Source organism: Streptomyces sp. NPDC040718 (assembly GCF_055593565.1).
In genome coordinates, this window is sequence record NZ_JBVIXO010000011.1 from 65,972 (window position 1) to 88,933 (window position 22,962).

At 71.6% G+C, this 22,962-nt stretch carries 21 protein-coding genes, 1 tRNA gene and 1 riboswitch; of the genes, 10 read left to right on the forward strand and 12 right to left on the reverse strand.

The features are described from left to right. Positions 1-333: 333 nt before the first annotated feature. Positions 334-1,176 carry a MurR/RpiR family transcriptional regulator gene (locus ACZ597_RS25350; protein ID WP_471334263.1) on the reverse strand — a complete coding sequence of 281 codons (843 nt, stop codon included), beginning with the start codon at positions 1,174-1,176 and terminating at the stop codon, positions 334-336. 147 nt (positions 1,177-1,323) lie between these two features. On the opposite strand from ACZ597_RS25350, the gene ACZ597_RS25355 reads away from it, so the two are divergent. Then, positions 1,324-1,686, forward strand: a complete 363-nt coding sequence (locus ACZ597_RS25355; RefSeq protein WP_471334266.1) for a hypothetical protein — start codon at positions 1,324-1,326, stop codon at positions 1,684-1,686. Positions 1,687-2,029: 343 nt separating this feature from the next. On the opposite strand, the gene ACZ597_RS25360 is transcribed toward ACZ597_RS25355, so the two are convergent. Then, positions 2,030-3,412 carry a cystathionine beta-synthase gene (locus tag ACZ597_RS25360; RefSeq protein ID WP_042803490.1) on the reverse strand — a complete coding sequence of 461 codons (1,383 nt, stop codon included), beginning with the start codon at positions 3,410-3,412 and terminating at the stop codon, positions 2,030-2,032. Between the two features lie 113 nt (positions 3,413-3,525). Between ACZ597_RS25360 and ACZ597_RS25365 the strand changes: the two genes are divergently transcribed. From ACZ597_RS25365 to ACZ597_RS25375, 3 genes are all read left to right on the forward strand, one after another. Next, positions 3,526-4,569, forward strand: a complete 1,044-nt coding sequence (locus ACZ597_RS25365) for an SGNH/GDSL hydrolase family protein (RefSeq protein ID WP_471334269.1) — start codon at positions 3,526-3,528, stop codon at positions 4,567-4,569. A 610-nt stretch (positions 4,570-5,179) separates the two neighbouring features. Then, on the forward strand, positions 5,180-6,400 hold the full coding sequence (locus ACZ597_RS25370) for an acetyl-CoA C-acetyltransferase (RefSeq protein ID WP_471334272.1): 1,221 nt from the start codon (positions 5,180-5,182) through the stop codon (positions 6,398-6,400). A 314-nt stretch (positions 6,401-6,714) separates the two neighbouring features. Next, entirely contained in the window at positions 6,715-7,518 is an 804-nt protein-coding gene (locus ACZ597_RS25375; RefSeq protein ID WP_471334689.1) for a hypothetical protein, read from the forward strand. Here the strand turns inward: ACZ597_RS25375 and ACZ597_RS25380 are convergent. Then, positions 7,502-7,858, reverse strand: coding sequence for a hypothetical protein (locus tag ACZ597_RS25380; RefSeq protein ID WP_471334275.1), 357 nt, complete (start codon positions 7,856-7,858; stop codon positions 7,502-7,504). The two genes, ACZ597_RS25375 and ACZ597_RS25380, sit on opposite strands and share 17 nt — an antisense overlap. A gap of 102 nt (positions 7,859-7,960) precedes the next feature. Here ACZ597_RS25380 and ACZ597_RS25385 point away from each other — a divergent pair, with 102 nt between their 5' ends. Then, on the forward strand, positions 7,961-8,191 hold the full coding sequence (locus ACZ597_RS25385; protein ID WP_471334278.1) for a DUF4287 domain-containing protein: 231 nt from the start codon (positions 7,961-7,963) through the stop codon (positions 8,189-8,191). 101 nt (positions 8,192-8,292) lie between these two features. On the opposite strand, the gene ACZ597_RS25390 is transcribed toward ACZ597_RS25385, so the two are convergent. Together ACZ597_RS25390 and ACZ597_RS25395 are read right to left on the reverse strand one after the other, a co-directional pair. Next, positions 8,293-9,147, reverse strand: coding sequence for a Bax inhibitor-1/YccA family protein (locus ACZ597_RS25390; protein ID WP_471334281.1), 855 nt, complete (start codon positions 9,145-9,147; stop codon positions 8,293-8,295). Between the two features lie 136 nt (positions 9,148-9,283). After that, a tRNA-Leu gene (locus ACZ597_RS25395) sits at positions 9,284-9,366 on the reverse strand. Between the two features lie 429 nt (positions 9,367-9,795). Here ACZ597_RS25395 and ACZ597_RS25400 point away from each other — a divergent pair. Further along, positions 9,796-10,563 (forward strand): ABC transporter ATP-binding protein, encoded by a 768-nt coding sequence (locus ACZ597_RS25400; protein WP_042803491.1) that lies wholly within the window; start codon positions 9,796-9,798, stop codon positions 10,561-10,563. Between the two features lie 77 nt (positions 10,564-10,640). Then, positions 10,641-13,190: an ABC transporter permease gene (locus ACZ597_RS25405; RefSeq protein ID WP_471334284.1), complete on the forward strand. Its 2,550-nt coding sequence runs from the start codon at positions 10,641-10,643 to the stop codon at positions 13,188-13,190. 97 nt (positions 13,191-13,287) lie between these two features. Here the strand turns inward: ACZ597_RS25405 and ACZ597_RS25410 are convergent, their stop codons facing one another. Together ACZ597_RS25410 and ACZ597_RS25415 are read right to left on the reverse strand one after the other, a co-directional pair. Then, complete coding sequence (locus tag ACZ597_RS25410) at positions 13,288-14,664, reverse strand: class I SAM-dependent methyltransferase (protein WP_471334286.1); 1,377 nt, start codon at positions 14,662-14,664, stop codon at positions 13,288-13,290. 279 nt (positions 14,665-14,943) lie between these two features. Beyond that, the gene (locus tag ACZ597_RS25415; protein ID WP_471334289.1) at positions 14,944-16,329 is read right to left on the reverse strand and encodes an NAD(P)/FAD-dependent oxidoreductase; all 1,386 of its coding nucleotides are present in this window, start codon (positions 16,327-16,329) and stop codon (positions 14,944-14,946) included. A gap of 562 nt (positions 16,330-16,891) precedes the next feature. Here ACZ597_RS25415 and ACZ597_RS25420 point away from each other — a divergent pair. The 3 genes from ACZ597_RS25420 to ACZ597_RS25430 all read left to right on the forward strand — a co-directional run bounded on the left by ACZ597_RS25420 (position 16,892) and on the right by ACZ597_RS25430 (position 17,961). Beyond that, complete coding sequence (locus tag ACZ597_RS25420; RefSeq protein ID WP_471334291.1) at positions 16,892-17,179, forward strand: hypothetical protein; 288 nt, start codon at positions 16,892-16,894, stop codon at positions 17,177-17,179. Between the two features lie 213 nt (positions 17,180-17,392). Next, positions 17,393-17,665 (forward strand): type II toxin-antitoxin system Phd/YefM family antitoxin, encoded by a 273-nt coding sequence (locus ACZ597_RS25425; protein ID WP_471334293.1) that lies wholly within the window; start codon positions 17,393-17,395, stop codon positions 17,663-17,665. Further along, positions 17,662-17,961, forward strand: coding sequence for a type II toxin-antitoxin system RelE family toxin (locus tag ACZ597_RS25430; protein ID WP_471334296.1), 300 nt, complete (start codon positions 17,662-17,664; stop codon positions 17,959-17,961). Before ACZ597_RS25425 ends, ACZ597_RS25430 begins: the two co-directional genes overlap by 4 nt. 36 nt (positions 17,962-17,997) lie before the next feature. Here the strand turns inward: ACZ597_RS25430 and ACZ597_RS25435 are convergent, their stop codons facing one another. The 5 genes from ACZ597_RS25435 to ACZ597_RS25455 form a co-directional block, all read right to left on the reverse strand. After that, positions 17,998-18,969, reverse strand: a complete 972-nt coding sequence (locus ACZ597_RS25435; RefSeq protein ID WP_471334298.1) for a Ppx/GppA phosphatase family protein — start codon at positions 18,967-18,969, stop codon at positions 17,998-18,000. Further along, positions 18,966-19,520, reverse strand: a complete 555-nt coding sequence (locus tag ACZ597_RS25440; RefSeq protein ID WP_471334301.1) for a DUF501 domain-containing protein — start codon at positions 19,518-19,520, stop codon at positions 18,966-18,968. Before ACZ597_RS25440 ends, ACZ597_RS25435 begins: the two co-directional genes overlap by 4 nt. 43 nt (positions 19,521-19,563) lie before the next feature. Further along, positions 19,564-20,052, reverse strand: a complete 489-nt coding sequence (locus ACZ597_RS25445; protein WP_471334303.1) for an FtsB family cell division protein — start codon at positions 20,050-20,052, stop codon at positions 19,564-19,566. Positions 20,053-20,178: 126 nt separating this feature from the next. Further along, complete coding sequence (gene eno / locus ACZ597_RS25450) at positions 20,179-21,465, reverse strand: phosphopyruvate hydratase (RefSeq protein ID WP_469115684.1); 1,287 nt, start codon at positions 21,463-21,465, stop codon at positions 20,179-20,181. Between the two features lie 315 nt (positions 21,466-21,780). Beyond that, on the reverse strand, positions 21,781-22,515 hold the full coding sequence (locus ACZ597_RS25455) for a transglycosylase family protein (protein ID WP_471334306.1): 735 nt from the start codon (positions 22,513-22,515) through the stop codon (positions 21,781-21,783). Positions 22,516-22,517: 2 nt separating this feature from the next. Continuing rightward, positions 22,518-22,690, reverse strand: a riboswitch (cyclic di-AMP (ydaO/yuaA leader). Positions 22,691-22,962: the final 272 nt, after the last annotated feature.

Sequence of the window (22,962 nt, forward strand, 5' to 3'; positions counted from 1 at the left end):
GCCACCCCGGGCAGGCGCAGCAGGCGCGGCTCAGGCCGAGGCCGGGGAGCTGGGCGGCGACCAGGCCCACCGCCCGCGCGGCCCGCTCCGGGGCCGGCGTCGGCTTCGTCCTCCTCGACCGGCGGGCCGAGGGCGCCAGCACCCCGCCAGGAGGACCCCCACCCGCGCCGCCGTGGGTCCACGCCCTCGCCCCGGACGTCCTCGACGGCCCGCCCCTCGGGCGCCCTCTCCGCCGCACGGGTCGCCCGGGGCGTCCCCGTCACCCGGTTCCAGGTGCGCGACGGCGCCCGCCCCCCTCGCCCGGACCACCGCCGAGGTTCCGCCGGGTGACGGCTACTCCACGAACAGCCCGCGCGCCGCGGCCCGCGCGTCGAAGTCCTCCAGCCGCGCCTGCGCGTCCGGCAGGGCGTCCGCCATCGCCTCCAGCAGCACCCGCCCCAGCAGCATCGGCGCGCACGCCGTGTCGAAGGCCAGCCCGGTCCCGACCGGCGCCGGGATCAGCAGGTCCGAGTGCCGGGCGACGGGCGCGAACGCCGAGTCGGCGACCGTCACCGCCGTCAGCCCGGCCGCCCGCGCGTGCTCCAGGGCCTCCACCACCTCGCGCGGGTGCCGCGGCAGCGCGAAGCACAGCAGCGCCGAGGCCCCGGCCGCGGCCGCCGCGTCGATCCGGTCGGCGAGCATGGAGCCGCCCTCGTCGAGGAGGCGTACGTCCGGGTGCACCTTGGCCGCGAAGTACGCGAACCCGCGCGCCTGCGAGGACGCCGCCCGCAGCCCGAGCACCGGCAGCGGCGCCGAGGCCGCGAGCACCCGGCCCGCCTCCTCGACCGGCGCCGGGTCCGCGAGCATCGCCGAGAGCCGCTGGAGGTTCTCGATCTCGCCCTGCACCGCCTGCTGGTACTCGTTGTACTCGCCCTCGCGCGCGGGCTCGGGACGCCCGGCCGGAGCCACCTCGCGCAGGTGCCGGCGCAGCGCCGGGTACCCGTCGAAACCGAGGGCCACGGCGAACCGGGTCACCGAGGGCTGGCTCACCCCGGCCAGCTCGGCGAGTTCCACGCTCGACAGGAACGGCACCTCCGCCGCGCCGCGCACCATGCAGTGCGCGATGCGCCGCTGGGTCGGCGTCAGCCGGTGTCCCTCGAACAGCTGTTGCAGCCGTGCGGCCGGGCTGTCGTTCATCGCCGCCCCCTCCGTCCCGTCCCCGGTGAAATATTCAGTCACCCTGCACTCTGCATGTGTCTATGCAGCTCGGCAAGCCGTGACCGCGATCCGGATACGGGGGCTACCCCCAGTGCCGGCCGCCGCGGCGCTTCCTACGGTGGCCGCATGACAGAGCTCGAGAAGGAACTCGCCGCCACGCTGGAAGCCCGGCGGGAGCTCGGACCGGAGTACGAGGCGGCGCTCGTGGACTCCTTCGTGGACAAGGTCGACACCCAGGTCCGGCGCAGGCTCGCCGAGGAGCGGCTGCTCCGGGCGCGCGGCGGACCGGGCCCCGGCGGGTCCCCGGTGAGCGCCTTCGGTGAGCGCTTCGGCTTCGCGATCGTCACGCTGGTACTGGCGGTCCCGCTGTCGGGCATCGGCATCACCCAGGGCATCGGCGGCCTGGTGGCGACCTGGGCGGGCATCGTGGGCGTGAACCTCGCCCACACCGGCCGGCTCCGCCGCCCCGGCCGCGACACGCAGGCCTAGCCCGCGCCCTTCGCGCAAACGGTACGGGGGCGACACGTGACGGCAGCACCGGCTTAACACGGGCGCGGCACAGTGGTCTTGTCGGCAGGGAGGCCCGGGCGACCGGGAAGGCAGCGAACCCCGCCGACGCCTCGCACGGCGTCCGACGCGCCCCCGGAGCGGCTCCCGGAACGCGTCGGCGCCACGGACGCGGACGGCCCTGACCCGGCCCGTGTCCCGGGGCGGGGACCGCCGTCGTCCCGCCCCCCGGCCCGCCGGGGGTGCGGCGGTCCCCGCCTTTCCCGCGACCGCGGCGAGGCGGCGGCCCCGTGGCCCGCCGCCTCCCCGACCGCGTACGCGGGGACTACTTGGCCGTCTTGGCCAGGAACGCCAGCAGGTCCTGGCGGCTCACCACGCCGGTGGGCTTGCCCTCGACCAGCACGATCGCCGCGTCGGCCTCGCCGAGCACCGCCATCAGCTCGGACACCGGCTCACCGGAGCCGACCTGCGGCAGCGGCGCGCTCATGTGCTTCTCCAGCGGGTCGCCGAGCGAGGCCCGCTGCGCGAACAGCGCCGCGAGGAGCTCCTTCTCCACGACCGAGCCGATGACCTCGGCGGCCATCACGTCGGGGTGGCCGGCGCCCGGCTTGACGATCGGCATCTGCGAGACGCCGTACTCGCGCAGCACCTCGATGGCCTGGCCGACGGTCTCCTCGGGGTGCATGTGGACGAGCGACGGGATGCCGCCCTCCTTGTCCGCGAGGACGTCCCCGATGCGCGCGGCGGGACCCGCCTCCTCCAGGAAGCCGTGCCCGGCCATCCACTCGTCGGAGAAGATCTTGCTGAGGTAGCCGCGGCCGCTGTCCGGCAGCAGGACGACGACCACGTCGTCCGGGCCCAGGCCCTCGGCGGCGCGCAGCGCGGCGACGACCGCCATGCCGCAGGAGCCGCCGACCAGCAGGCCCTCCTCCTTCGCCAGGCGGCGGGTCATCTGGAAGGAGTCCTTGTCGGACACCGCGATGATCTCGTCGGTGACGTTCGGGTCGTAGGCCGTCGGCCAGAAGTCCTCGCCGACGCCCTCGACGAGGTACGGGCGGCCGCTGCCGCCGGAGTAGACGGAGCCCTCCGGGTCCGCGCCGATGACCTTGACCTTCCCGCCGCTGACCTCCTTGAGGTAGTTGCCGGTGCCGGAGATCGTGCCGCCCGTGCCGACGCCCGCCACGAAGTGCGTGATCTTCCCGTCCGTCTGCTCCCACAGCTCGGGACCGGTGGTCTCGTAGTGCGAACGGGGGTTGTTCGGGTTGCTGTACTGGTCGGGCTTCCAGGCGCCGGGCTCGCGCGCCAGGCGGTCGGACACGTTGTAGTACGAGTCCGGGTGCTCGGGGTCGACGGCGGTGGGGCAGACCACGACCTCGGCGCCGTACGCGCGCATCACGTTGATCTTGTCCATGGACACCTTGTCAGGGCAGACGAAGATGCACTTGTAGCCCTTCTGCTGGGCCACGATGGCGAGTCCCACGCCGGTGTTGCCGCTGGTGGGCTCCACGATGGTGCCACCGGGCTTGAGGGCACCGCTCTGCTCGGCGGCCTCGATCATCCGGACGGCGATGCGGTCCTTCACCGAACCGCCGGGATTGAAGTACTCGACCTTGGCAAGCACGGTGGCCTGCAGGCCTTCGGTCACGCGGTTGAGCTTCACCAGCGGGGTGTTGCCGACGAGGCTGATCATCGAGTCGTGGAATTGCACCATGTTCTCCAAGAAGGGGACTCCACGGGTTCTCCGGGAGGTCCGGCCAGAGTAAGCGGAAAGGGATTGGCCGACCGGCAGTACGGGGCAGGTAGGTCAACACGACGCAGGAGGTGGCTGCAAGGGTGTCCAGGGCGAGGACGGCCCGCCGGATCGCGGCGGGGGCGGCGTACGGCGGAGGCGGACTCGGGCTGGTCGGGGTCGCCGCGTTCGGGCTGGTGCTGGCGGAGGTGCAGTTCGCGAAGCGCACGGTGGGCAACGGGCTGGGTGATCCGCCGCGCGCCGACGGCCTGTACGGGAGCGAGTTCAGCGGCCCGGAACTGAGCCCCGGGCCGCTGCGGATGGGCATGCTCGGCGACTCCACGGCGGCCGGGCTGGGCGTCCACCGGGCCCGCCAGACCCCGGCGGCGCTGCTGGCGTCCGGGCTGGCGTCGGTGGCCGAACGGCCGGTGGAGCTGCGCAACGTGGCGCTGTCCGGGGCCATGTCCGACGACCTCGACCGCCAGGTGAGCCTGCTGCTGGACGGGCGCGGGCCCGCTCCGGACGTGTGCGTGATCATCATCGGCGCGAACGACGTGACCAAGCGGATGCCGCTGACGCAGTCGGTGCGGCTGCTGACGGCGGCGGTACGAAGACTGCGGCTCGCCGGCTCGGAGGTGGTGGTCGGGACCTGCCCCGACCTGGGCACGATCGAGCCGGTGTACCAGCCGCTGCGGTGGATGGCCCGCCGGGTCTCGCGGCAGCTGGCGGCTGCGCAGACGATCGGCGTGGTCGCGCTGGGGGCGCGCACGATCTCGATGGGGGACCTGCTGGGCCCGGAGTTCGCGGCGAACCCGCGCGAGATGTTCGGCCCGGACTCCTACCACCCCTCGGCGGAGGGGTACGCGACGGCCGCGATGGCCGTGCTGCCGACGCTGTGCGCGTCGCTGGGGCTGTGGCCGGGGTCGGACCGGCTGGACGTCTCGCGGGACGAGGACATGCTGCTGGTGGCCAAGGCCGCCTCGGCGGCGGCGGGCGAGCCCGGCACCGAGGTCACCCCGGCCCGCGGGCCGTGGGCCCTGCTGAAGCACCGCCGCCGCCGGCGCCTCCCGGAACCCGAATCCCCGGCCCCGGCCGCCACGGCCCCCGCCGCCGCCGTCCCGGAGGACCCCGCGTAGCCCCTGTCCGGGGCCCGTCCGCGTCCGGCCCCGCCCGAAGCCTGCCGGCCCTCTACCGGACCCCGGTCGGCCCTTGAGTGCGGCGCGGCCGGCGGATACGGGGTGGCGGCGGTTGCCGCTGCGCGGGGCCGGTCCCCTACCCGCCCTTCCACCGTTCCCGCCTCAATCGCCGGCGCGGCTACAGACGCGGCACCACCGTGCCCGCGCCTCAAACGCCGGCGGGGCTGAGGTTGCCGACCCGGATCGGCGAAATCCAGCCCCGGCGGCGTTTGAGGCGCGGGTCTGGGACGGAGCCCAAGGAACGGTGGAAGGGCGGGTAGGGGACCTCGCCCCGCGCAGCGGACCCACCGGCACCCGACCCACCGGCGCCGACCACGGCCCCGCACACACCCACCGCCCCCGGCCACGGAAACCGACCCCGCCCCAGGCCCGCCGGACGGATTCCGTCGCAGCGCCGCGAAGCCGGGGAGGCCGCCCGCGGCCGAGCCGCGCGAGCGGCGCGTCAAGAGGAGAAAGAGGGCGGCATCACATGCCGAGGCCGGTGACCCCGACCGTACGGGGCGGTAACTTCGCATGCGGTCCCGCAACGACGCACCCCCTTGGAGTCCCGATGCCCGAAGCCGTCATCGTTTCCACCGCCCGCTCCCCCATCGGGCGCGCCGGCAAGGGATCGCTCAAGGACGTCCGCCCGGACGACCTCACCGCCACGATCATCCAGGCCGCCCTCGCCAAGATCCCCGAGCTGGACCCGCGCCAGATCGACGACCTGATGCTCGGCTGCGGCCTCCCCGGCGGCGAGCAGGGCCACAACCTCGCCCGCATCGTCGCCGTGCAGATGGGCATGGACTACCTGCCCGGCACCACGATCACCCGTTACTGCTCCTCCTCGCTCCAGACCTCCCGCATGGCGCTGCACGCCATCAAGGCGGGCGAGGGCGACGTGTTCATCTCCGCCGGCGTCGAGACCGTCTCCCGGTTCGCCAAGGGCTCCTCCGACGGCCTGCCGGACACGCACAACCCGCTCTTCGCCGACGCCGAGGGCCGCACCTCCGCCGTCGCCCAGAGCGAGGGCAGCGACTGGCACGACCCGCGCGAGGACGGCCTGATCCCCGACGCGTACATCTCCATGGGGCAGACCGCCGAGAACCTGGCCCGCCTCAAGGGCGTGACCCGCCGGGACATGGACGAGTTCGGCGTGCGTTCGCAGAACCTGGCCGAGGAAGCCATCAAGAACGGCTTCTGGGCCCGCGAGATCACCCCGGTCACCACCCCGGACGGCACGGTCGTCAGCAAGGACGACGGCCCGCGCGCCGGCGTCACGCTGGAGGGCGTGGAGGGCCTCAAGCCCGTCTTCCGCCCCGACGGCCTGGTCACGGCCGGCAACTGCTGCCCGCTCAACGACGGCGCCGCCGCGCTCGTCATCATGAGCGACACCAAGGCGCGGGAGCTGGGCCTGACCCCGCTGGCCCGGATCGTCTCCACCGGCGTCACCGCCCTGTCCCCCGAGATCATGGGCCTGGGCCCGGTCGAGGCGTCGAAGCAGGCCCTGAAGCGGGCCGGGCTGACCGTCGGCGACATCGACCTCTTCGAGATCAACGAGGCCTTCGCGGCCCAGGTCATCCCGTCCTACCGCGACCTGGAGATCCCGCTCGACAAGCTGAACGTCAACGGCGGGGCCATCGCCGTCGGTCACCCGTTCGGGATGACCGGTGCCCGCATCACCGGCACGCTGATCAACAGCCTCCAGTTCCACGACAAGCAGTTCGGCCTGGAGACGATGTGCGTCGGCGGCGGCCAGGGCATGGCCATGGTGATCGAGCGCCTGTCGTAGTCGCGGACGGCCCCGCCGATCACCGGATCGAGCGGGGCCCCCAGGCCCCGCAAGGGATCCTCCAGATCCGTGCGCTCTACTGACGGCGAATCCAACCCCGTCGCGGCCGACCTGTGACCGAATCTCCCCCAGGATGTGACCTTTGTCCTGGGGGATCGGTATTTGCCCAGGTCAGAAGCCATCCCCCTTGGTCCGCAAGGACGAAAGACCTGTCCATTTCATGACGTAATGCACTGCACGCCATTCACAGCACAGGACAAGCTGATGTAGGAAGTCGGGGGATCGAATCAACCAGGAGTTAGTCAGTGAGCGCCATGTCTCTTGCCCTGCTGCTGACCACGGCCGCTGCCACGGCCGTGGGCGCTGCTGCGCTGCACGCCGTCCACGGACTGCGCAGGCAGGTCACCGCCCTGCGCGGTGAGCTTGCGGTGTCGGCCCACCCGCGCGCCGCGACCGTCCCGCACGCCCGCGCCGCGGTGCAGTCCCCCGCCGCCGAGATACGAGCCGCCGTGGCCGAGGCCCTGGCCGAGGAGCGCGAGCGCGAGCTGGCCGAAGCGCGGGCCTTCTGGGCCGCGCAGGAGGCCCGCGACGCCGCCGACGCCCCCTCGCTGCTGGGCGGCCTGCCCGGCCTCGGCGAGGACAGCCCGGTCTTCCTGCCCCGGCAGGCGGACATGGTCGGCCTGGAGCCGGTCCTGGGCGACGACCTCGCCGACGAGTACCCCGAGGATTCGGCCGAGCTGGCCGCGGCCCGCCGCCGCCACCCCTCGCACCCCGACTTCGTCCCGGTCCAGCCGAACCCGGGCGCCGACCACGAGCGCACCGTGAACCGCCTGGAGGAGCTCGCGGAGGCCCGTACGGCCCTCGCGGACGTCCGCCCGGGCCCGCTGGGCACCCTCGACGTGTACGTCTTCACCGACGGCACCACGCTCTGCATGACCCCGGGCCACCGGGAGACCGCGGAGCGCCTCGCCGAGGCCCTGCGCTCGGGCACCGCCCCGGTCCTGCTGGGCGGCTCCGGCATCTCCGGCGCCTACGCGCTGACCTTCTCCTGCGGTGACGCCGAGGACCCCGACAGCAACGTCTACATCCTCGCGGACCGGGTCATCGCATCGCTCTGACTTCCGCCCGCTCCACCAGCGCCACGGCCTCGTCCAGCATCTCGGACGGGGCCTTCGCGCCGTCCGGACCGCCCACCGGGTCCACGGCGCGCAGCGCCTCCGCGAGGTCGAGGCCGGCCACCGCCACCTGGTCCCCCACCGTGAAGAGGCCCGCGTCCGGCATCACACGCGCCGGAGCCGCCCCGTCCGGGTCCTCCAGCCGCTGGGCCCGCAGCGCGAGCTCACGGGCCAGCTCCAGGGCCTCCGCGGCCGCACCCTGCTGGAGCCGGCTCTGCGGGGCCGCCCGCAGCCGGTCGGCGAAGCGTTCCACGGCGGCGTTCAGGGGTGAGGTATCGAGCACCCGGCCGACCTTACGCGCCGCCCCGGCACCATTGCCAACGGGCGAACTCTGCGGCACGGTGACGTGAAGAGAACAGCACGGCGACACCCCCCGGAGGCGCCCATGTCCGTAGAGTTCTCCGAGAAGACCCACCGCAACATGATCGACAGAATCCCCCAGACCACCGGTCGTGAGATCTCCGACTGGCTCCGCACCGTGGACGAAGGCCCCTCCCTCGTCCGGTTCGAGGAGAAGGTCAACTGGCTGCTCGGCGCGCACGAGCTGTCGTACGGCCAGGCCAAGGCGATCATCCACGAGTACGGCCTGCGCAGAGCCGCCCGCAGGTTCGGCTGATCCCACCGACGACCCGTTGTCCCCCTCACGAGCCCAGTACGCGGGAAGGCCCCGCGAGCGGTCCGCTCGCGGGGCCTTCCCCTTCGCTCTCGCCGGTACGACTAGTCGTCGCCCGAGAGGATCTGGAACAGGCGCAGCAGCTCCAGGTAGATCCACACCAGGGTCAGCGTGAGGCCGAAGGCCGCCAGCCAGGACTCCTCGCGCGGGGCGCCGTACGTCACGCCGTCCTCGACCTGCTTGAAGTCCAGGGCGAGGAAGCAGGCGCCGAGGATGACGCCGACGATGCCGAAGACGATGCCGAGCGGACCGCTGCGGAAGCCGAGGCCGTCACCGCCGCCGAACAGCATGAACAGCGAGTTCGCCAGCATGAGCAGGACGAAGCCGAGGGCCGCGGCCATCACGAAGCCGGTGAAGCGGCGGGTGACGCGGATCCAGCGCATCTTGTAGGCGACGAGCACCGCCGCGAAGACGCACATCGTGCCGAGCACGGCCTGGACGACCACGCCGGGGCTGATGTAGGTGCTGGTCACCATGGAGATCACGCCGAGGAAGACACCCTCGAACGCCGCGTAGCCGAGGATCAGCGCCGGCGACGGCTTGCGCTTGAAGCTCTGGACCATGGCGAGGACGAACGCGATGAGCGCCGAGCCGACGGCGATGCCGTACGACTTGCCGACGTTGGCCGCGTCGACGGGCAGGGCGATCCACGCCAGGGTCGCGGTGACGATCAGGGTGCCGAGCGTCATGGCCGTACGGGTCACGACGTCGTCGATGGTCATCGCGCCGCCGCGGACCGGGGCCGCCGGCATGCCGGTGCTCGGGTCGGTGGCGTAAGGATTCGTCGCGTACGGGTTGGTCGCGGTCCCGGCCTGCGCGTGCTGCGCCTCGAAGCCCGCGTAGCCGCCGTTGTCGCGGCTGAACCCCCGTCGCGAGAAGACCGGGTTACTGCTCCTCATCTCACTCCTCCGTGGCCACCGTGCGCGGCCTTGCTTCAAGAGTAATGCGCTCGCAAAAAAAGCACCCTACTGCTGGAGGAGGATCTTAGGAGAAGGCTCGGCGAACCGCCGCCGATAAACGGAAGAGCCGCTGAAGTGCCCGGAGCCGGACTTGAACCGGCACGGCCCGAGGGCCAGCGAGGTTTAAGCTCGCCGTGTCTGCCATTCCACCATCCGGGCAAGGCGCGGCGGGCCCCGTGGAAAATGCCTTGAAGGCAGTGACGAGCCTATCCGGAACACCCTGGTCGACAGGGGGCCCTCTATCCGATGTTGTCTGATTTTATTGGCGATTGAGTGGGCGTCAGACCCGATAAGTCGCGGTCGGCCCCTTCCGGAGGATGTGTCGCCCCGCCCCGGGATTGACCTGATTCCGTTGCCCCGCGCCACCCCGCCCGCCACCCCGGGCCACCCCGTGCGCCGGACCGCCGCCCCGGCCCCCGCGACCGCCTCCTGTCATACCAAAGGAGGAGACGGCGCCGCCTGTGGTCAGACTCCAGTGGGCCGTCGAACGGGCACCGCGGCTGATCCCGGGCGGGGGTGCCCCCGGTGAGGATGGAAGGGTCCCGCCACATCGCAGAACCGTTCGACAGGAGTCCCCCCGTGACCGCCATGAACTACGCCCGGCAGCACACCGCACAGGCCGTGGCCGCCCGCGCCGCGCAGCTCTCCAAGGTGTACGGCCAGGGCGAGACCCAGGTGGTCGCGCTGGACAACGTCTCCGTCGACTTCGCCCAGGGCCAGTTCACCGCGATCATGGGCCCCTCCGGCTCCGGCAAGTCCACCCTGATGCACTGCGTCGCCGGCCTGGACACCTTCTCCTCCGGCTCCGTCCGCATCGGCGACACCGAGCTCGGCTCCCTCAAGGACAAGCAGCTGACCCAGCTGCGCCGGGACAAGATCGGCTTCATCTTCCAGGCCTTCAACCTGCTGCCGACCCTGACCGCCCTGGAGAACATCACCCTCCCCATGGACATCGCCGGCCGCAAGCCCGACAAGCAGTGGCTGGACACCGTCGTGGACATGGTCGGCCTCTCCGGCCGCCTCTCCCACCGCCCCACGCAGCTTTCCGGCGGCCAGCAGCAGCGCGTCGCCGTGGCCCGCGCCCTGGCCGCCCGCCCCGAGATCATCTTCGGTGACGAGCCGACCGGAAACCTCGACTCCCGCTCCGGCGCCGAGGTCCTCGGCTTCCTGCGCAACTCGGTGCGCGAGCTCGGCCAGACCGTCGTGATGGTCACCCACGACGCGGTCGCCGCCTCCTACGCGGACCGCGTCATCTTCCTCGCCGACGGCCGCATCGTCGACGAGATGTACGCGCCCACCGCCGACGGCGTGCTCGACCGGATGAAGGCCTTCGACGCCAAGGGCCGCACCAGCTGACCCGGAGCCGGACCGCCCCGCCCCGCGGAGCTCCCGCAGCCCTCCTCACAGACTTCCAGCCCCAGGACTGAGATCCCATGTTCCGTACCGCCCTGCGCAACGTCCTCGCGCACAAGGCGAGGCTGCTGATGACGGTGCTCGCCGTCACCCTCGGCGTAGCCTTCGTCTCCGGCACCCTCGTCTTCACCGACACCCTCGGCAAGGCCCTGTCCGGCCAGTCCGCCAAGAGCTACAGCGGCGTCGCCGTCTCCGTCACCTCCTACGGGCAGGCCCGCTCCGAGGACGGCCAGAAGGAGGGGGACCCCGGCATCAGCCAGCAGACCCTGGACAAGGTCAAGGCCGTCAAGGGCGTCGGCTCCGTCTCCGGCCGCGTCTCCGGCTTCGCCGGCGTCGGCGACGAGAACGGCAAGCTGATCGGCACCGGCTGGGCCAACAAGGGCTCCAACCACGCCCCCGTCAAGGACGGCAAGGACCCCCGCTACACGTTCACCGACGGCACCGGCCCGGTCAAGGACGACCAGGTCGCCCTCGACAAGGAGACCGCCGCCAAGGGCGGGTACAAGACCGGCGACAAGGTCCGCGTCGCCACCAACGGCCCCGTCCGCGAGTTCACCCTCGCCGGCGTCTTCACCACCGAGGACGGCGCCGTCAACGCCGGCGGCAGCCTGGTCCTCTTCGACACCAAGGTCGCCCAGGAGCTCTACCTCCAGCCCGGCTTCTACGACGAGCTCTCCGTCGCCGCCGCCCCCGGCGCCTCCGCCGACCAGCTGCTCGCCGACATCAAGCCGCTGGTCGACGGCAAGAGCGCCAAGGCCCAGACCGGCGCCGCGCTGGCCGCCCAGCAGGCCAAGGACATCGAGAAGGGGATGAGCAGCATGAGCAACATGCTGCTCGCCTTCGCCGGCATCTCCCTCTTCGTCGGCATCTTCCTGATCTACAACACCTTCACCATGCTGGTCGCCCAGCGCACCAAGGAACTGGCCCTGCTGCGCGCCGTCGGCGCCAACCGCGGCCAGGTCATGCGCTCGGTCCTCGCCGAGGCCCTGGTCGTCGGCGCCCTCTCGGCCGCCATCGGCCTGGCCGCCGGCGTCGGCCTGGCGGTCGGCATGCGCTCCCTGATGGACACCATCGGCGCCAAGATCCCCGCCGGGGACCTGGTCATCGCCCCGGGCACGATCATCGCCGCCCTGGTCATCGGCGTCCTCGTCACCACCGTCGCCGCGCTGCTGCCCGCCTGGCGGACCGGCCGGATCGCCCCGGTCGCCGCCATGGGCAGCGCCCACCTGCCGGCCTCCGCGAAGTCCCTCGTGGTCCGCAACGTCATCGGCTCCGTGATCAGCCTCGCGGGCATCGGCGTCGTCTTCCTCGGCGTCTCGATGGGCGGCGACGGCCGCATGGTCATCGGCGGCGGCGCCTTCCTCATGCTCGTCGGCATGATCGTGCTGCTCCCGCTGCTCTCCAGGCCGGTCATCGCGGCCGTCCGCCCGGCACTGCAGAAGGTCTTCGGCGTCCCCGGCAAGCTGGCCGCCCAGAACGCCGTGCGCAACCCGCGCCGCACCGCCGTCACGGCCGCCTCCCTGGCGATCGGCCTCACCCTCGTCACCACCATGTCCGTGCTCGGCGTCACCATGGGCAAGGCCATCGACCGGATGAGCACCGACAAGCTCAAGGCCGACTACAAGGTCACCATGTCCGGCGGCATGGGCAGCCTCGACAAGTCGGTCGTCGAAACCCTGGCCAAGGCCCCCGGCGTCAAGGCGGTCTCCCCGCAGGCCGCCGGCTACTTCAAGATCGGCGACAGCTTCCGCGCCGCGTCCGGCGTCAACCCGGCCGCCATCGGCCAGGTGCTGAACATCAAGGTCGTCAGCGGCTCCCTGGACAGCCTCGGCAAGGGCGAGGTCGCCGTCGCCGAGAAGACCGCCAAGAAGCAGAACCTGACCGTCGGCTCCGCCCTCCAGGCCCGGTTCGAGGACGGCGAGAAGGCCACCCTGAAGGTCGGCGCCGTCTACGAGGACCTCGACGGCCTGCTGTCCCCGTTCGTCCTGGACAACAAGATCCTCGCCGAGCACACCGACGAGCAGTTCATCCCCGAGGTCTACGTCAACACCACCGGCGGTCAGTCCAAGGCGAGCCAGCAGGCCGTCATCGACGCCCTCGGCAAGAACCCGGCGATGACCGTCGCCACCCAGCAGGACATGCGCAACGAGATGGGCGGCATCATCAACACGATGCTCAACATCATGTACGGCCTGCTCGGCATGGCGCTGATCATCTCGGTGCTCGGCGTGGTCAACACCCTGGCGATGTCCGTCTTCGAGCGGACCCAGGAGATCGGCATGCTGCGGGCGATCGGCCTCGACCGGGCCCGGGTCAAGAACATGATCCGCCTGGAGTCGGTGGTCATCTCGCTCTTCGGCGCGGTCCTCGGAATCGGCATCGGCGTCTTCCTCGCCTGGGCCGTCGGCTCCACCCTCACCAAGTCCGTGCCGAACTACGAACTGGTCCTCCCCTACGACCGGATCGGCATCTTCCTCCTGCTGGCCGCCGTCGTCGGCGTCCTGGCCGCCATGTGGCCGGCCCGCAGCGCCGCCCGGCTGAACATGCTCACCGCCATCAAGACCGAGTAGCCGTACGGCCGTACGCGGCACACGCGGAAGGGCCCCGGGGCAACACGCCCCGGGGCCCTTCCCGTTGCCCGGCCGCGGGCCCGGGACGGCCGTGGGGCTACGAGGGCCCCGCGCCCCAGACGCGCGCCCTCAGCGGCATCCCGGAGGCCCCTCCGTCGGGGCGCACCGCCAGCACCTGGTTGACCCCCAGCCGGCCGTGCTCGAAGCCCAGCGCGGACGCCGCCATGTACAGCAGCCACACCCGGGCCCGCCCGGGCGAGGTGAGCCGTACGGCCTCGTCCCAGTGCCGCTCCAGGCGCGCCACCCAGGCGCGCAGGGTCAGCGCGTAGTGCTCGCGCAGCGCCTCCACGTCGCGGACCTCGAAGCCGGCCCGCTCCAGCTCGCCGACGGTGGTGCCGATCGGGGAGAGCTCCCCGTCCGGGAAGACGTACGCGTCGATGAACTCGTCGATCTCGTACGCCTGCTCGTCGTGCTCCGGGGGCCGCGCGATCTGGTGGTTGAGCAGCCGTCCGCCGGGGGCCAGCAGGGCGTGCAGTATCCCGGCGTACTCGCGGTAGCGCGCGGAGCCCACGTGCTCGGCCATGCCGATCGAGGAAATCGCGTCGTACGGGCCGTCCTTGACGTCCCGGTAGTCCTGCACCCGGATCTCGACCCGGTCGGTCAGGCCCTCCTCGGCGATCCGCTTGCGGGCGTACGCGGCCTGCTCGCGCGAGAGGGTGATGCCGGTGACGTGCACCCCGTACTCGCGGGCCGCGTGCAGGGCCATGGAGCCCCAGCCGCAGCCGACCTCCAGGAGCCGCTGCCCCGGCTCCAGGCCGAGCTTGCGGCAGACCAGGTCGAGCTTGTCGCGCTGGGCGTCCTCAAGGGTGCCGTCGGGGCTCCAGTAGGCGCAGGAGTACACCATCGAGGGGCCGAGGACCCGTTCGTAGAAGTCGTTGCCCACGTCGTAGTGGTGGCTGATCGCCTCGCTGTCGCGCCTCTTGGAGTGGCGCTGCCCGCCGCTGCGGACGGCCTCCTCCGGCGGCGGCGCGGGCGCCGTCCACGGGCGCGCCAGGGCCAGGAGGTCGCGTACGGCGGCCCGTGCGGCCGGGTCGCGCAGGAGCTCGGCGGTCCCGGCGGGGGAGCCGAACCGGGGCAGGTACGGGCGCAGGGCGGCGAGCCTGCCCGGCCCCGAACGGGCCGGGGCGGGGGCGGGCGCCGGGTGCTGCCGTTCCCAGAGCAGGCCGGCCACCCGGTCGAGCAGGTCGAACAGGTCGCCCTCGACCGTCAGCTCCCCGGCGACCCAGGCGCGGGCGAGCCCCAGCTCGCCCGGCTTCCACAGGATCCGGCGCAGGGCGCGCCGGTGGTTGATCACCAGCACGGGGCCGGCGGCCGGGCCGGCCTCACTGCCGTCCCAGGCCCGTATCCGCACGGGCACGGGGGCGCCCAGCAGGGTTTCGGCAATCACTGCCAGCCGCGGCGCGGCGTCGGTCATCTCAGGCACCTCCAGAAGTTCCGTGGAACGACTTCCCACTTCCCCTCTGGGGCAATCACGACCGGTTCGCCGCTGGACCGTCCCTCCAGCGGGACTCCACCCGGCCGCGCCGGACCTGCGGTAAGGGGGCGGGTCCGGCCACGCCCCCGCCCGGATCCGGCCACCGCGCCCGGCCCCGCGTCCCGGCGGTCCCCGGGTACGCCGAAGGGGCCGCCCGCACCACGGATGGCGGGCGGCCCCTTCGGGGTCGTGCTCGGGTTCCTGCCGGAGTGCTCCGGGTCAGGAGGCCTTGGCCTTCTCGGCCGGGGCAGCGGCGGCGGCCGGAGCCGGCGCCGGCTTGGCGGCCTCGTAGAACTCCTCGCGGGGGGTCTCCAGCGCTCCGAGGGAGACGACCTCGCGCTTGAGGAACATGCCGAGGGTCCAGTCGGCGAAGACGCGGATCTTGCGGTTCCAGGTCGGCATGGCCATGCCGTGGTAGCCACGGTGCATGTACCAGGCGAGCCGGCCCTTGAGCTTGATCTTCATCTTGCCCATGACGATCATCGCGACGCCCTTGTGGAGGCCGAGGCCCGCCACCGCACCCTTGTTGGAGTGCGCGTACTCCTTCTGCGGGAAGCCCCGCATGCCGGAGACCACGTTGTCGCCGAGGACCTTGGCCTGGCGCAGCGCGTGCTGGGCGTTCGGCGGGCACCAGGCGTTCTCGACGCCGGCCTTGCGGGCGGCGACGTCCGGGACCTGGGCGTTGTCGCCCGCGGCCCAGATGTAGTCCGTGCCCTGGACCTGGAGGGTCGGGGCGGTGTCCACGTGGCCGCGCGGGCCCAGCGGCAGGCCGTAGCGGGCCAGCGCCGGGTTCGGCTTGACGCCCGCGGTCCACACGATGGTGTTGGAGTCGACCTCGAGGCCGTTCTTCAGCACCACGTGGCCGTCCACGCAGGAGTCCATGGAGGTGCTGAGGTAGATCTCGATGCCGCGGGACTCGAGGTGCTCCTTGCCCCAGGTGCCGAGCTTGGGCCCGACCTCGGGAAGGATCTTGTCGGCCGCGTCCACCAGGATGAAGCGCATGTCCTCGCGCTTGATCGTGGAGTAGTACTTCACGGCGTCGCGGGCCATGTCCTCGACCTCGCCGATCGTCTCGGCGCCGGCGAAGCCGCCGCCGACGAAGACGAAGGTGAGCGCCTTGCGGCGGACGTTCTCGTCCGTCGTGGACTCGGCCTTGTCGAGCTGCTCGAGGACGTGGTTGCGCAGGCCGATGCCCTCCTCGACGCCCTTCATGCCGATGCCCTGTTCGGCCAGGCCGGGGATCGGGAAGGTGCGGGAGACGGCGCCGAGCGCGATCACCAGGTAGTCGAAGGGCAGCTCGTACGCCTCGCCGACCAGCGGCGTGACGACGGCGACCTTGCGGTCCTGGTCGATGGTGGTGACCCGGCCGGTGAGAACCTCAGCCTTGGGCAGCACGCGTCGCAGCGGGACGACAACGTGCCGAGGCGAGATGTTGCCTGCGGCCACTTCGGGGAGGAAGGGCTGGTAGGTCATGTACGACCGCGGGTCGACGACCGTGACGGTCGCCTCGGCGTAGCGCATCTTCTTCATGATGCGCTTGGCCGCGTACAGGCCTACGTACCCACCTCCTACTACGAGGATCCTGGGACGCTCCGTGGTGCTCATGGAACGAGTATCCAGCACCCCAAGGGGTGACGCTCGTGAGCCCCTTCACAAGGTGACACAAGGTCTCTGCTACACTGCGCGGCCCGCGTGACCCAGATCATGGCGCGCAACGGGAACCAACGTATAACGGGAGTCGTTGTTCACCCGTCCTGAACTGGCCTCCAAGGCCTCAACCGGACTGGACCACTGGGTTTCGTCCTTACCTCTGATACGAAACCCGTCGCGGCCGCGCATCGCACAAACAGGTGCCGAAACGGCCCTGCGACCCCCAAGAAGGCCCCGAAGGGCCCCCTTGTTGACCCGGCAGACCCTTTTTCCTTGTGAAGAACTTCACGAACCTCGTTCCCGCAGGGGCACTTTCGGCCGCTCCGGGGGCCCCGCACCGCCCCCGCACTGCCGCCCCACCGGCCCCCCTCCCCCCGCCCACCAGCCACCCATCGGGCGGAACGCGATGTTCAGCCACACGACCGCACGACGGCCGCTGCACGGCCGCCCGGGAACCGGTCGAGGCGGGGTCGCCAAAGGGGCCCTGTAGGGCACGCCCCGCTCGTAGGCTGAGTCCATGATCGAAAAGGACACCCTGGAAGCGCGGCTCACGGAGCTGCGGGCCCTCATGGCCGAGCACATCAGCGCCGCCCTCGCGCACCTCGACGACATCCAGGACCCGCTGGAGCGCGAGCGCGCCGCACGGCTGCTGTCGGACGACCTGCTCCCCCACGCCGTGCGCGCCGCGCGGCAGGCGCGGACCGCCGCCGTGCTGGAGCTGCGCCACGGGCGGACGCTCAGGGAGGTGGGGGAACTGCTGGGGCTGTCCATACCGAGGGTGGACCAGCTGGCCAAGGGCAAGTAGCCGGCGTCACTCCCTCGCGGCGCGGGTGGCGCCGGAGGCGATCGGGGAGACACCCGGCGAACGACGAAGGCCCCCGCGGTCGGCGGGGGCCTTCGTGGCGTCCGCGGGCTCAGGCCGCGGGACCAGGCGATGCCGTTCAGGATCTCCTGTGAACCCGTGCCGGGTCGGCGCAGCAATCCCGCACGTGTACACAGCCGCGCGTACACTGGGATCATGAGTGAGAACGCTGTGACCGTGCGCGAAGCCCGCGCCCACCTCGCGGACCACATCAACCGGGCCGAGCAGGGCGCCCCGACGATAATCACCCGCAACGGTGCCCCAGTGGCCGCCCTCGTACCGATCGCCGATTTCAACGCACTGGAAGAAGCAGCTGACGAACTGCTCGCGCGCGAGGCAGAGGCCGTCCTCGCCGAGGGCGGACCGACCGTGACCATGGCCGAGCTCCTCGCCGACCTGTTCAGCGAACGGGGCGGCGGCACGGCGTGAAGTACGCGTTTCGGTTCACGACCGCTGCGCAAAGGCAGCTCCGGGCGATCGACAAGCCGGCCGCCATGCGGATCCTCGCCGCCCTGACCGCGCTGGGAGACGACCCCTTCCCCGAGGACGCCGACCTCAAGAAGCTCACGGGACCCTCCGGCCTCTACAGGCTCCGGGTCGGTAGCCACCGGATCGCCTACCAGGTGCTGGACGGCGAGCTCGTCATCCTCGTCGTCAAGGTCGGAGACCGTCGCGAGGTCTACCGCGACATCTGGACGCGGAACACGGCAGCGGCGCTCCGGTGAACTCACCGGAGCGCCGCCGTTCAGCCGTGCAGCAGGTCAAGACCGCTGCTTGCCGGCCTCGACCTCTTCTGCTGTCTTGATCGCGATGCCGTCCAGGATGTCGTGCTCGGAGACCACGACCTCGGCGGCGCCGATGCGCTCCATGATCGCGAGCAGGACCAGGGCGCCCGCGCCGATCACGTCGACCCGCCCCGGGTGCATCACGGGGATGGCGGCGCGTTCGGCGTGGGTGGCGGTCAGCATGCGCCCGCTGATCTCGCGGACCTGCTCGTAGGAGATCCGGGAGTGGTGGATCGCCGACGACTCGTACTCCGCCAGGCCCAGCGCGATCGCGGCGACCGTGGTCACCGAGCCCGCGAGGCCCACCAGGGTGCGGGCCTCGGCCAGCGGGACCGTCTCGGCGGCCAGGTCCAGGGCCGCCTCGATGTCGGCCCGTATGGCGGCGATCTGCCCCTCGGTCGGCGGGTCGGTGACCTCGCCGTCCACCACCAGGTGGCGCTCGGTCATCCGTACGCAGCCCACGTCGACCGAGCGGGCGGCGCGTACGCGGTCCTCGCCGACGACGAGCTCGGTCGAGCCGCCGCCGATGTCCACCACCAGGAACGGGCGCGCCAGGTGCTCGTGCGCGACGAGCTCCTTGGTGGCGCCGGTGAAGGAGAACTCCGCCTCCTGCTCGCCGGAGATCACCTCGGGCTCGACGCCCAGGATGTCCAGCACGCCCCGGACGAACTCGTCCCGGTTCTCCGCGTCGCGCGAGGCCGAGGTGGCCACGAACCGCACCCGCTCGGCGCCGAACTCCTTGATCACCGCGGCGTACTCGCGGCAGGCCGCGAAGGTGCGCTCCAGCGCCTCCGGGGCCAGCCGGCCGGTCTTGTCCACGCCCTGGCCGAGCCGGACGACGGTCATCCGGCGGTCGAGCTCGACGAGCTCGCCGGTGGCCGGGTCGCAGTCGGCGACCAGGAGGCGGATGGAGTTCGTGCCGCAGTCGATGCCCGCGACCCGGGTCATGCGGACTCCTCCCCGGTCTCCTCTGCCTTCTTCTCCCCGCACGGGGTGACGCAGGCGCCCTTGGCCCACCACTCCGGCAGCATGGCCAGCGCCTCGTCGCCGAACGGGTTCACCCCGGGACCGGCGGCCAGCGAGTGGCCCACCAGCACGTGCAGGCACTTGACCCGGTCCGGCATGCCGCCGGCGCTCGGGAAGCCCTGGAGCACCTCGATGGCGTCGCGGCGCCGGATGTAGTCCTCGTGCGCCTTCTGGTACGCGGCGGCGAGCTCCGGGTCCTCGGCGAGCCGCGCCTGCATCTCCTTCATCACCCCGTTGGCCTCCAGGGTGCCGATCGCGGAGGCCGCGCGCGGGCACGTCAGGTAGTACAGCGTGGGGAAGGGGGTGCCGTCGGGCAGCCGGGGTGCGGTCTCGACGACGTCCGGCTGGCCGCAGGGGCAGCGGTGCGCGATGGCGCGCAGCCCGCGCGGCGGGCGGCCGAGCTGCTGCTCGAACGCCTCGATGTCCGCGTCGGTCGGCTCGGTCCGGTCGGTCTGGGGCGGGGGCGTCTGCATGCCTGGAGGAAGTCTCTTCGTTCGGTCGTACGTGATGGGTGGGTCATTCGCCGGGACGGTCGGCCTTGTCGACCCCGTCCCAGACGTTGGAGTACCAGGGGCGGTCGGAACCGTCCTGGCCGCCGCGGCGGTGCTCCCGGGCCGCGGCCCCGGGGTCGGTCATGATGTAGCCGATCTCCCCCGGGCGCAGGAAGTGCAGGTGCTTGCGCGCCTGCTGCTCCGCGTAGGCGGGGTCCTGCCAGCGGGCCTTCTCGTCGCGGAGCTGTTCGAGGCGCTTGCGCGCGGTGTCGGCGGCCCGCCGCTGGTCCGTGATCTCCGAGCGCTGGGACACGTACTGGCGCATCGGATACGCGAGGGCGACGACCAGCGTACAGAGGACGAGGACCAGCAGTGCCGCGCGGCCGGTGAGCCGGCTGCGGCGGATGTGCCGGCGGGACTGCGAGCGGTAGACGTGGGCCGCGGTCCGTTCGCCGAGCTGCTTGAGCCGGGTCGCCGTCGAGAAGGTGGAGAACCGATCCCGGTTCCCGGCCATGGTCCCGCCTCCCCTGTGCGCGCACTACGCAATACGTCCCCGCACACGGTACGGGACCGAGTGCGGGGACGTACGGAGGCTGGGGCCCCAGGGGTGTCCCCCCGGGGCCGTCGCCCTGAGGCGGTGTCAGCCCTTGAAGCGCGGGAAGGCGCTGCGGCCGGCGTACACGGCGGCGTCGTCGAGGATCTCCTCGATGCGCAGCAGCTGGTTGTACTTGGCGACGCGGTCCGAGCGGGCCGGGGCGCCGGTCTTGATCTGACCGCAGTTCACGGCGACGGCGAGGTCGGCGATGGTGACGTCCTCGGTCTCGCCGGAGCGGTGCGACATCATGCACTTGAAGCCGTTGCGCTGGGCCATCTCGACGGCGTCGAGGGTCTCGGTCAGGGAACCGATCTGGTTCACCTTCACGAGCAGGGCGTTGGCGGAGCCCTCCTCGATGCCGCGGGCGAGGCGCTCGGGGTTGGTGACGAAGAGGTCGTCGCCGACGATCTGGACCTTGGAGCCCAGGCGGTCGGTGATGGTCTTCCAGCCGGCCCAGTCGTCCTCGAACAGCGGGTCCTCGATGGAGACGAGCGGGTACGCCTCGACGAGCTCGGCGTAGTAGTCGGTCATCTCGGCGGCCGAGCGGGACTGGCCCTCGAACTCGTACTTGCCGTCCTTGTAGAACTCGGACGCGGCGACGTCGAGCGCGAGCGCGATGTCCTTGCCCGGGGTGTAGCCGGCCTGCTTGACGGCCTCGATGATGAGGTCGAGCGCGGCGCGGTTGGACTCCAGGTTCGGGGCGAAGCCGCCCTCGTCGCCCAGGCCGGTGGAGAGGCCCTTGGTGTGCAGGACCTTCTTGAGGGTGTGGTAGACCTCGGCACCCCAGCGCAGCGCCTCGGAGAAGGACTCCGCGCCGATCGGGGCGATCATGAACTCCTGGATGTCCACATTGGAGTCGGCGTGCGACCCACCGTTGAGGATGTTCATCATCGGAACGGGCAGCAGGTGCGCGTTCGGGCCGCCGAGGTAGCGGAACAGCGGCAGGTCCGAGGCCTCGGACGCGGCGTGGGCGACGGCGAGGGAGACGCCGAGGATGGCGTTGGCGCCGAGCGAGCCCTTGTTGTCGGTGGCGTCGAGGTCGAACATGGCCTGGTCGATCAGGCGCTGCTCGGTGGCGTCGTAGCCGACGAGCTCCGGCCCGATCTGCTCGATGACGGCGAGGACGGCCTTCTCCACGCCCTTGCCCATGTAACGGTTGGGGTCACCGTCACGGAGCTCGATGGCCTCGAAGGCACCGGTGGAGGCGCCGGACGGAACGGCAGCACGGCCGGTGCTGCCGTCGTCGAGGCCCACCTCGACCTCGACCGTGGGGTTGCCTCGGGAGTCCAGGATTTCCCGGGCTACGACGACGTCGATGGACGGCACGAGCATCTCCTTCTGGGATGTGACGCTGGGTGTGCGGTGGCGTGTGGCCGTGGGACGGCCCTGCCGACTAGAGCCTAACCGGCTCCGGGGTGTGGGCTGCCCGACCGCCCGGGTCCTGGGACGAAAAAGGGGCCGAATACCCGTCTTCCTGGACATAGGGCCCTTGATTCGCCGAGCTCGGTGGGAGGCCACACCACGGAAGACAGCGCTCCGGTTCCGGAATGCGGGTACCGGAGGACGACACGCCGCCGCCCGGCGCGTGGGGGGATACGCGCCGGGCGGTGGGGATGCTGCGGGGTGCCGCGAGAGTTACGCGGACATTCAGCTGAGCTTCAGCTTCTGACCCGGGAAGATCAGGTCGGCGTCGGACACGGTGTCCTTGTTGAGCTCGAAGAGCTTCTCCCAGCCGCCCTTGACCTTGTTGGCCGTGGCGATGGTGCCGAGGGTGTCGCCTTCCTTGACCGTGTAGCTGCCGTTGCCCGCCTGCGGGGCCGACGGCTTGCCCGGGGTCCAGTTGCCGGAGCCGGCGCCGGAGCCCTTGGTCTCGGTCTCGGTCTTCGGCGTGGACGGCTTGGCCGGAGCGGGCTTCGCCGGGGCCGGCTTGGCCGGAGCGGGCTTGGCCGGGGCCGGCTTCGTCTCGGGCTTCGGCTTGGCCGGGGTGGTCGAACCGCCGCCGTTGTACGAGGAGTTGGACAGGCCGACGCCGCAGTGCGGCCAGGCGCCCTTGCCCTGGCCCTTGAGGACCTTCTCGGCGATGGCTATCTGCTGGCCCTTGGTGGCCTGGTTGGCCTGCGAGGCGTACGCCTTGCCGCCGTACGCGGCCCACGTGGAGGACGAGAACTGCAGGCCGCCGTAGTAGCCGTTGCCCGTGTTGATGGACCAGTTGCCGCCGGACTCGCAGGCGGCGACCTTGTCCCACTCGGCCGCGGTGGCGGCGCTGGCGGTACCGGCGGCCATCAGGGGGGCCGCGACGGCGACACCGGCGACACCGGCGAGCGTGACGATGCGGACGGCCTTGGAGCCGCGGCGGTGCTTGCCCTTGCCGGAAAGCAGCATGGAGTTCTCCTCACCGACGCCTTCGAGGTGAGCTGTCGGGTTCGGGCGGATGAGTTGCCCGGTCACGCGGCGCGGCGCGTGTCTTCACCCCTAGCCGGTACGCGGGCCGTCTCTCAACGGCCTTTCCCGGCGCCTACCTTGGTTCCCCCGCTCCTGCCTTCGGCGCTTGCGCGACGACTGTTCCCTCCGGCCGCCGGCAGGATTCGGCGATGCGGTCGAAGGAGCTCGCGGTGGCGAGCGATTCAGAAGGTAGGCAGGTCTCTCCCCGATGTTCAACGTGTGATTTTGGGGAGAAACCGGCCTACTTGCCTTCTTCGAGAGCACGTTTGTGCAGGTGAGAGGCGGGTTTGCGGAAGTTCCGGAACGAGACACGCCAGTTGTCCGGAAGAGATGCATGTCTCATTTGGCGATAACGGACATTCAGCTCGTAATGGATGTCCGAACTGC

What these genes read in the sequence shown, in the direction of transcription:
- ACZ597_RS25415 (WP_471334289.1), bottom strand. Translation starts at nt 16,329, where the DNA reads ATGAGCACCACGGAGCGTCCCAGGATCCTCGTAGTAGGAGGTGGGTAC.
- ACZ597_RS25400 (WP_042803491.1), top strand. Translation starts at nt 9,796, where the DNA reads ATGAACTACGCCCGGCAGCACACCGCACAGGCCGTGGCCGCCCGCGCC.
- ACZ597_RS25375 (WP_471334689.1), top strand. Translation starts at nt 6,715, where the DNA reads ATGTCTCTTGCCCTGCTGCTGACCACGGCCGCTGCCACGGCCGTGGGC.
- ACZ597_RS25390 (WP_471334281.1), bottom strand. Translation starts at nt 9,147, where the DNA reads ATGAGGAGCAGTAACCCGGTCTTCTCGCGACGGGGGTTCAGCCGCGAC.
- ACZ597_RS25440 (WP_471334301.1), bottom strand. Translation starts at nt 19,520, where the DNA reads ATGCAGACGCCCCCGCCCCAGACCGACCGGACCGAGCCGACCGACGCG.
- ACZ597_RS25355 (WP_471334266.1), top strand. Translation starts at nt 1,324, where the DNA reads ATGACAGAGCTCGAGAAGGAACTCGCCGCCACGCTGGAAGCCCGGCGG.
- ACZ597_RS25385 (WP_471334278.1), top strand. Translation starts at nt 7,961, where the DNA reads ATGTCCGTAGAGTTCTCCGAGAAGACCCACCGCAACATGATCGACAGA.
- ACZ597_RS25370 (WP_471334272.1), top strand. Translation starts at nt 5,180, where the DNA reads ATGCCCGAAGCCGTCATCGTTTCCACCGCCCGCTCCCCCATCGGGCGC.
- ACZ597_RS25410 (WP_471334286.1), bottom strand. Translation starts at nt 14,664, where the DNA reads ATGACCGACGCCGCGCCGCGGCTGGCAGTGATTGCCGAAACCCTGCTG.
- ACZ597_RS25420 (WP_471334291.1), top strand. Translation starts at nt 16,892, where the DNA reads ATGATCGAAAAGGACACCCTGGAAGCGCGGCTCACGGAGCTGCGGGCC.
- ACZ597_RS25435 (WP_471334298.1), bottom strand. Translation starts at nt 18,969, where the DNA reads ATGACCCGGGTCGCGGGCATCGACTGCGGCACGAACTCCATCCGCCTC.
- ACZ597_RS25455 (WP_471334306.1), bottom strand. Translation starts at nt 22,515, where the DNA reads ATGCTGCTTTCCGGCAAGGGCAAGCACCGCCGCGGCTCCAAGGCCGTC.
- ACZ597_RS25405 (WP_471334284.1), top strand. Translation starts at nt 10,641, where the DNA reads ATGTTCCGTACCGCCCTGCGCAACGTCCTCGCGCACAAGGCGAGGCTG.
- ACZ597_RS25350 (WP_471334263.1), bottom strand. Translation starts at nt 1,176, where the DNA reads ATGAACGACAGCCCGGCCGCACGGCTGCAACAGCTGTTCGAGGGACAC.
- ACZ597_RS25445 (WP_471334303.1), bottom strand. Translation starts at nt 20,052, where the DNA reads ATGGCCGGGAACCGGGATCGGTTCTCCACCTTCTCGACGGCGACCCGG.
- ACZ597_RS25425 (WP_471334293.1), top strand. Translation starts at nt 17,393, where the DNA reads ATGAGTGAGAACGCTGTGACCGTGCGCGAAGCCCGCGCCCACCTCGCG.
- eno (WP_469115684.1), bottom strand. Translation starts at nt 21,465, where the DNA reads ATGCTCGTGCCGTCCATCGACGTCGTCGTAGCCCGGGAAATCCTGGAC.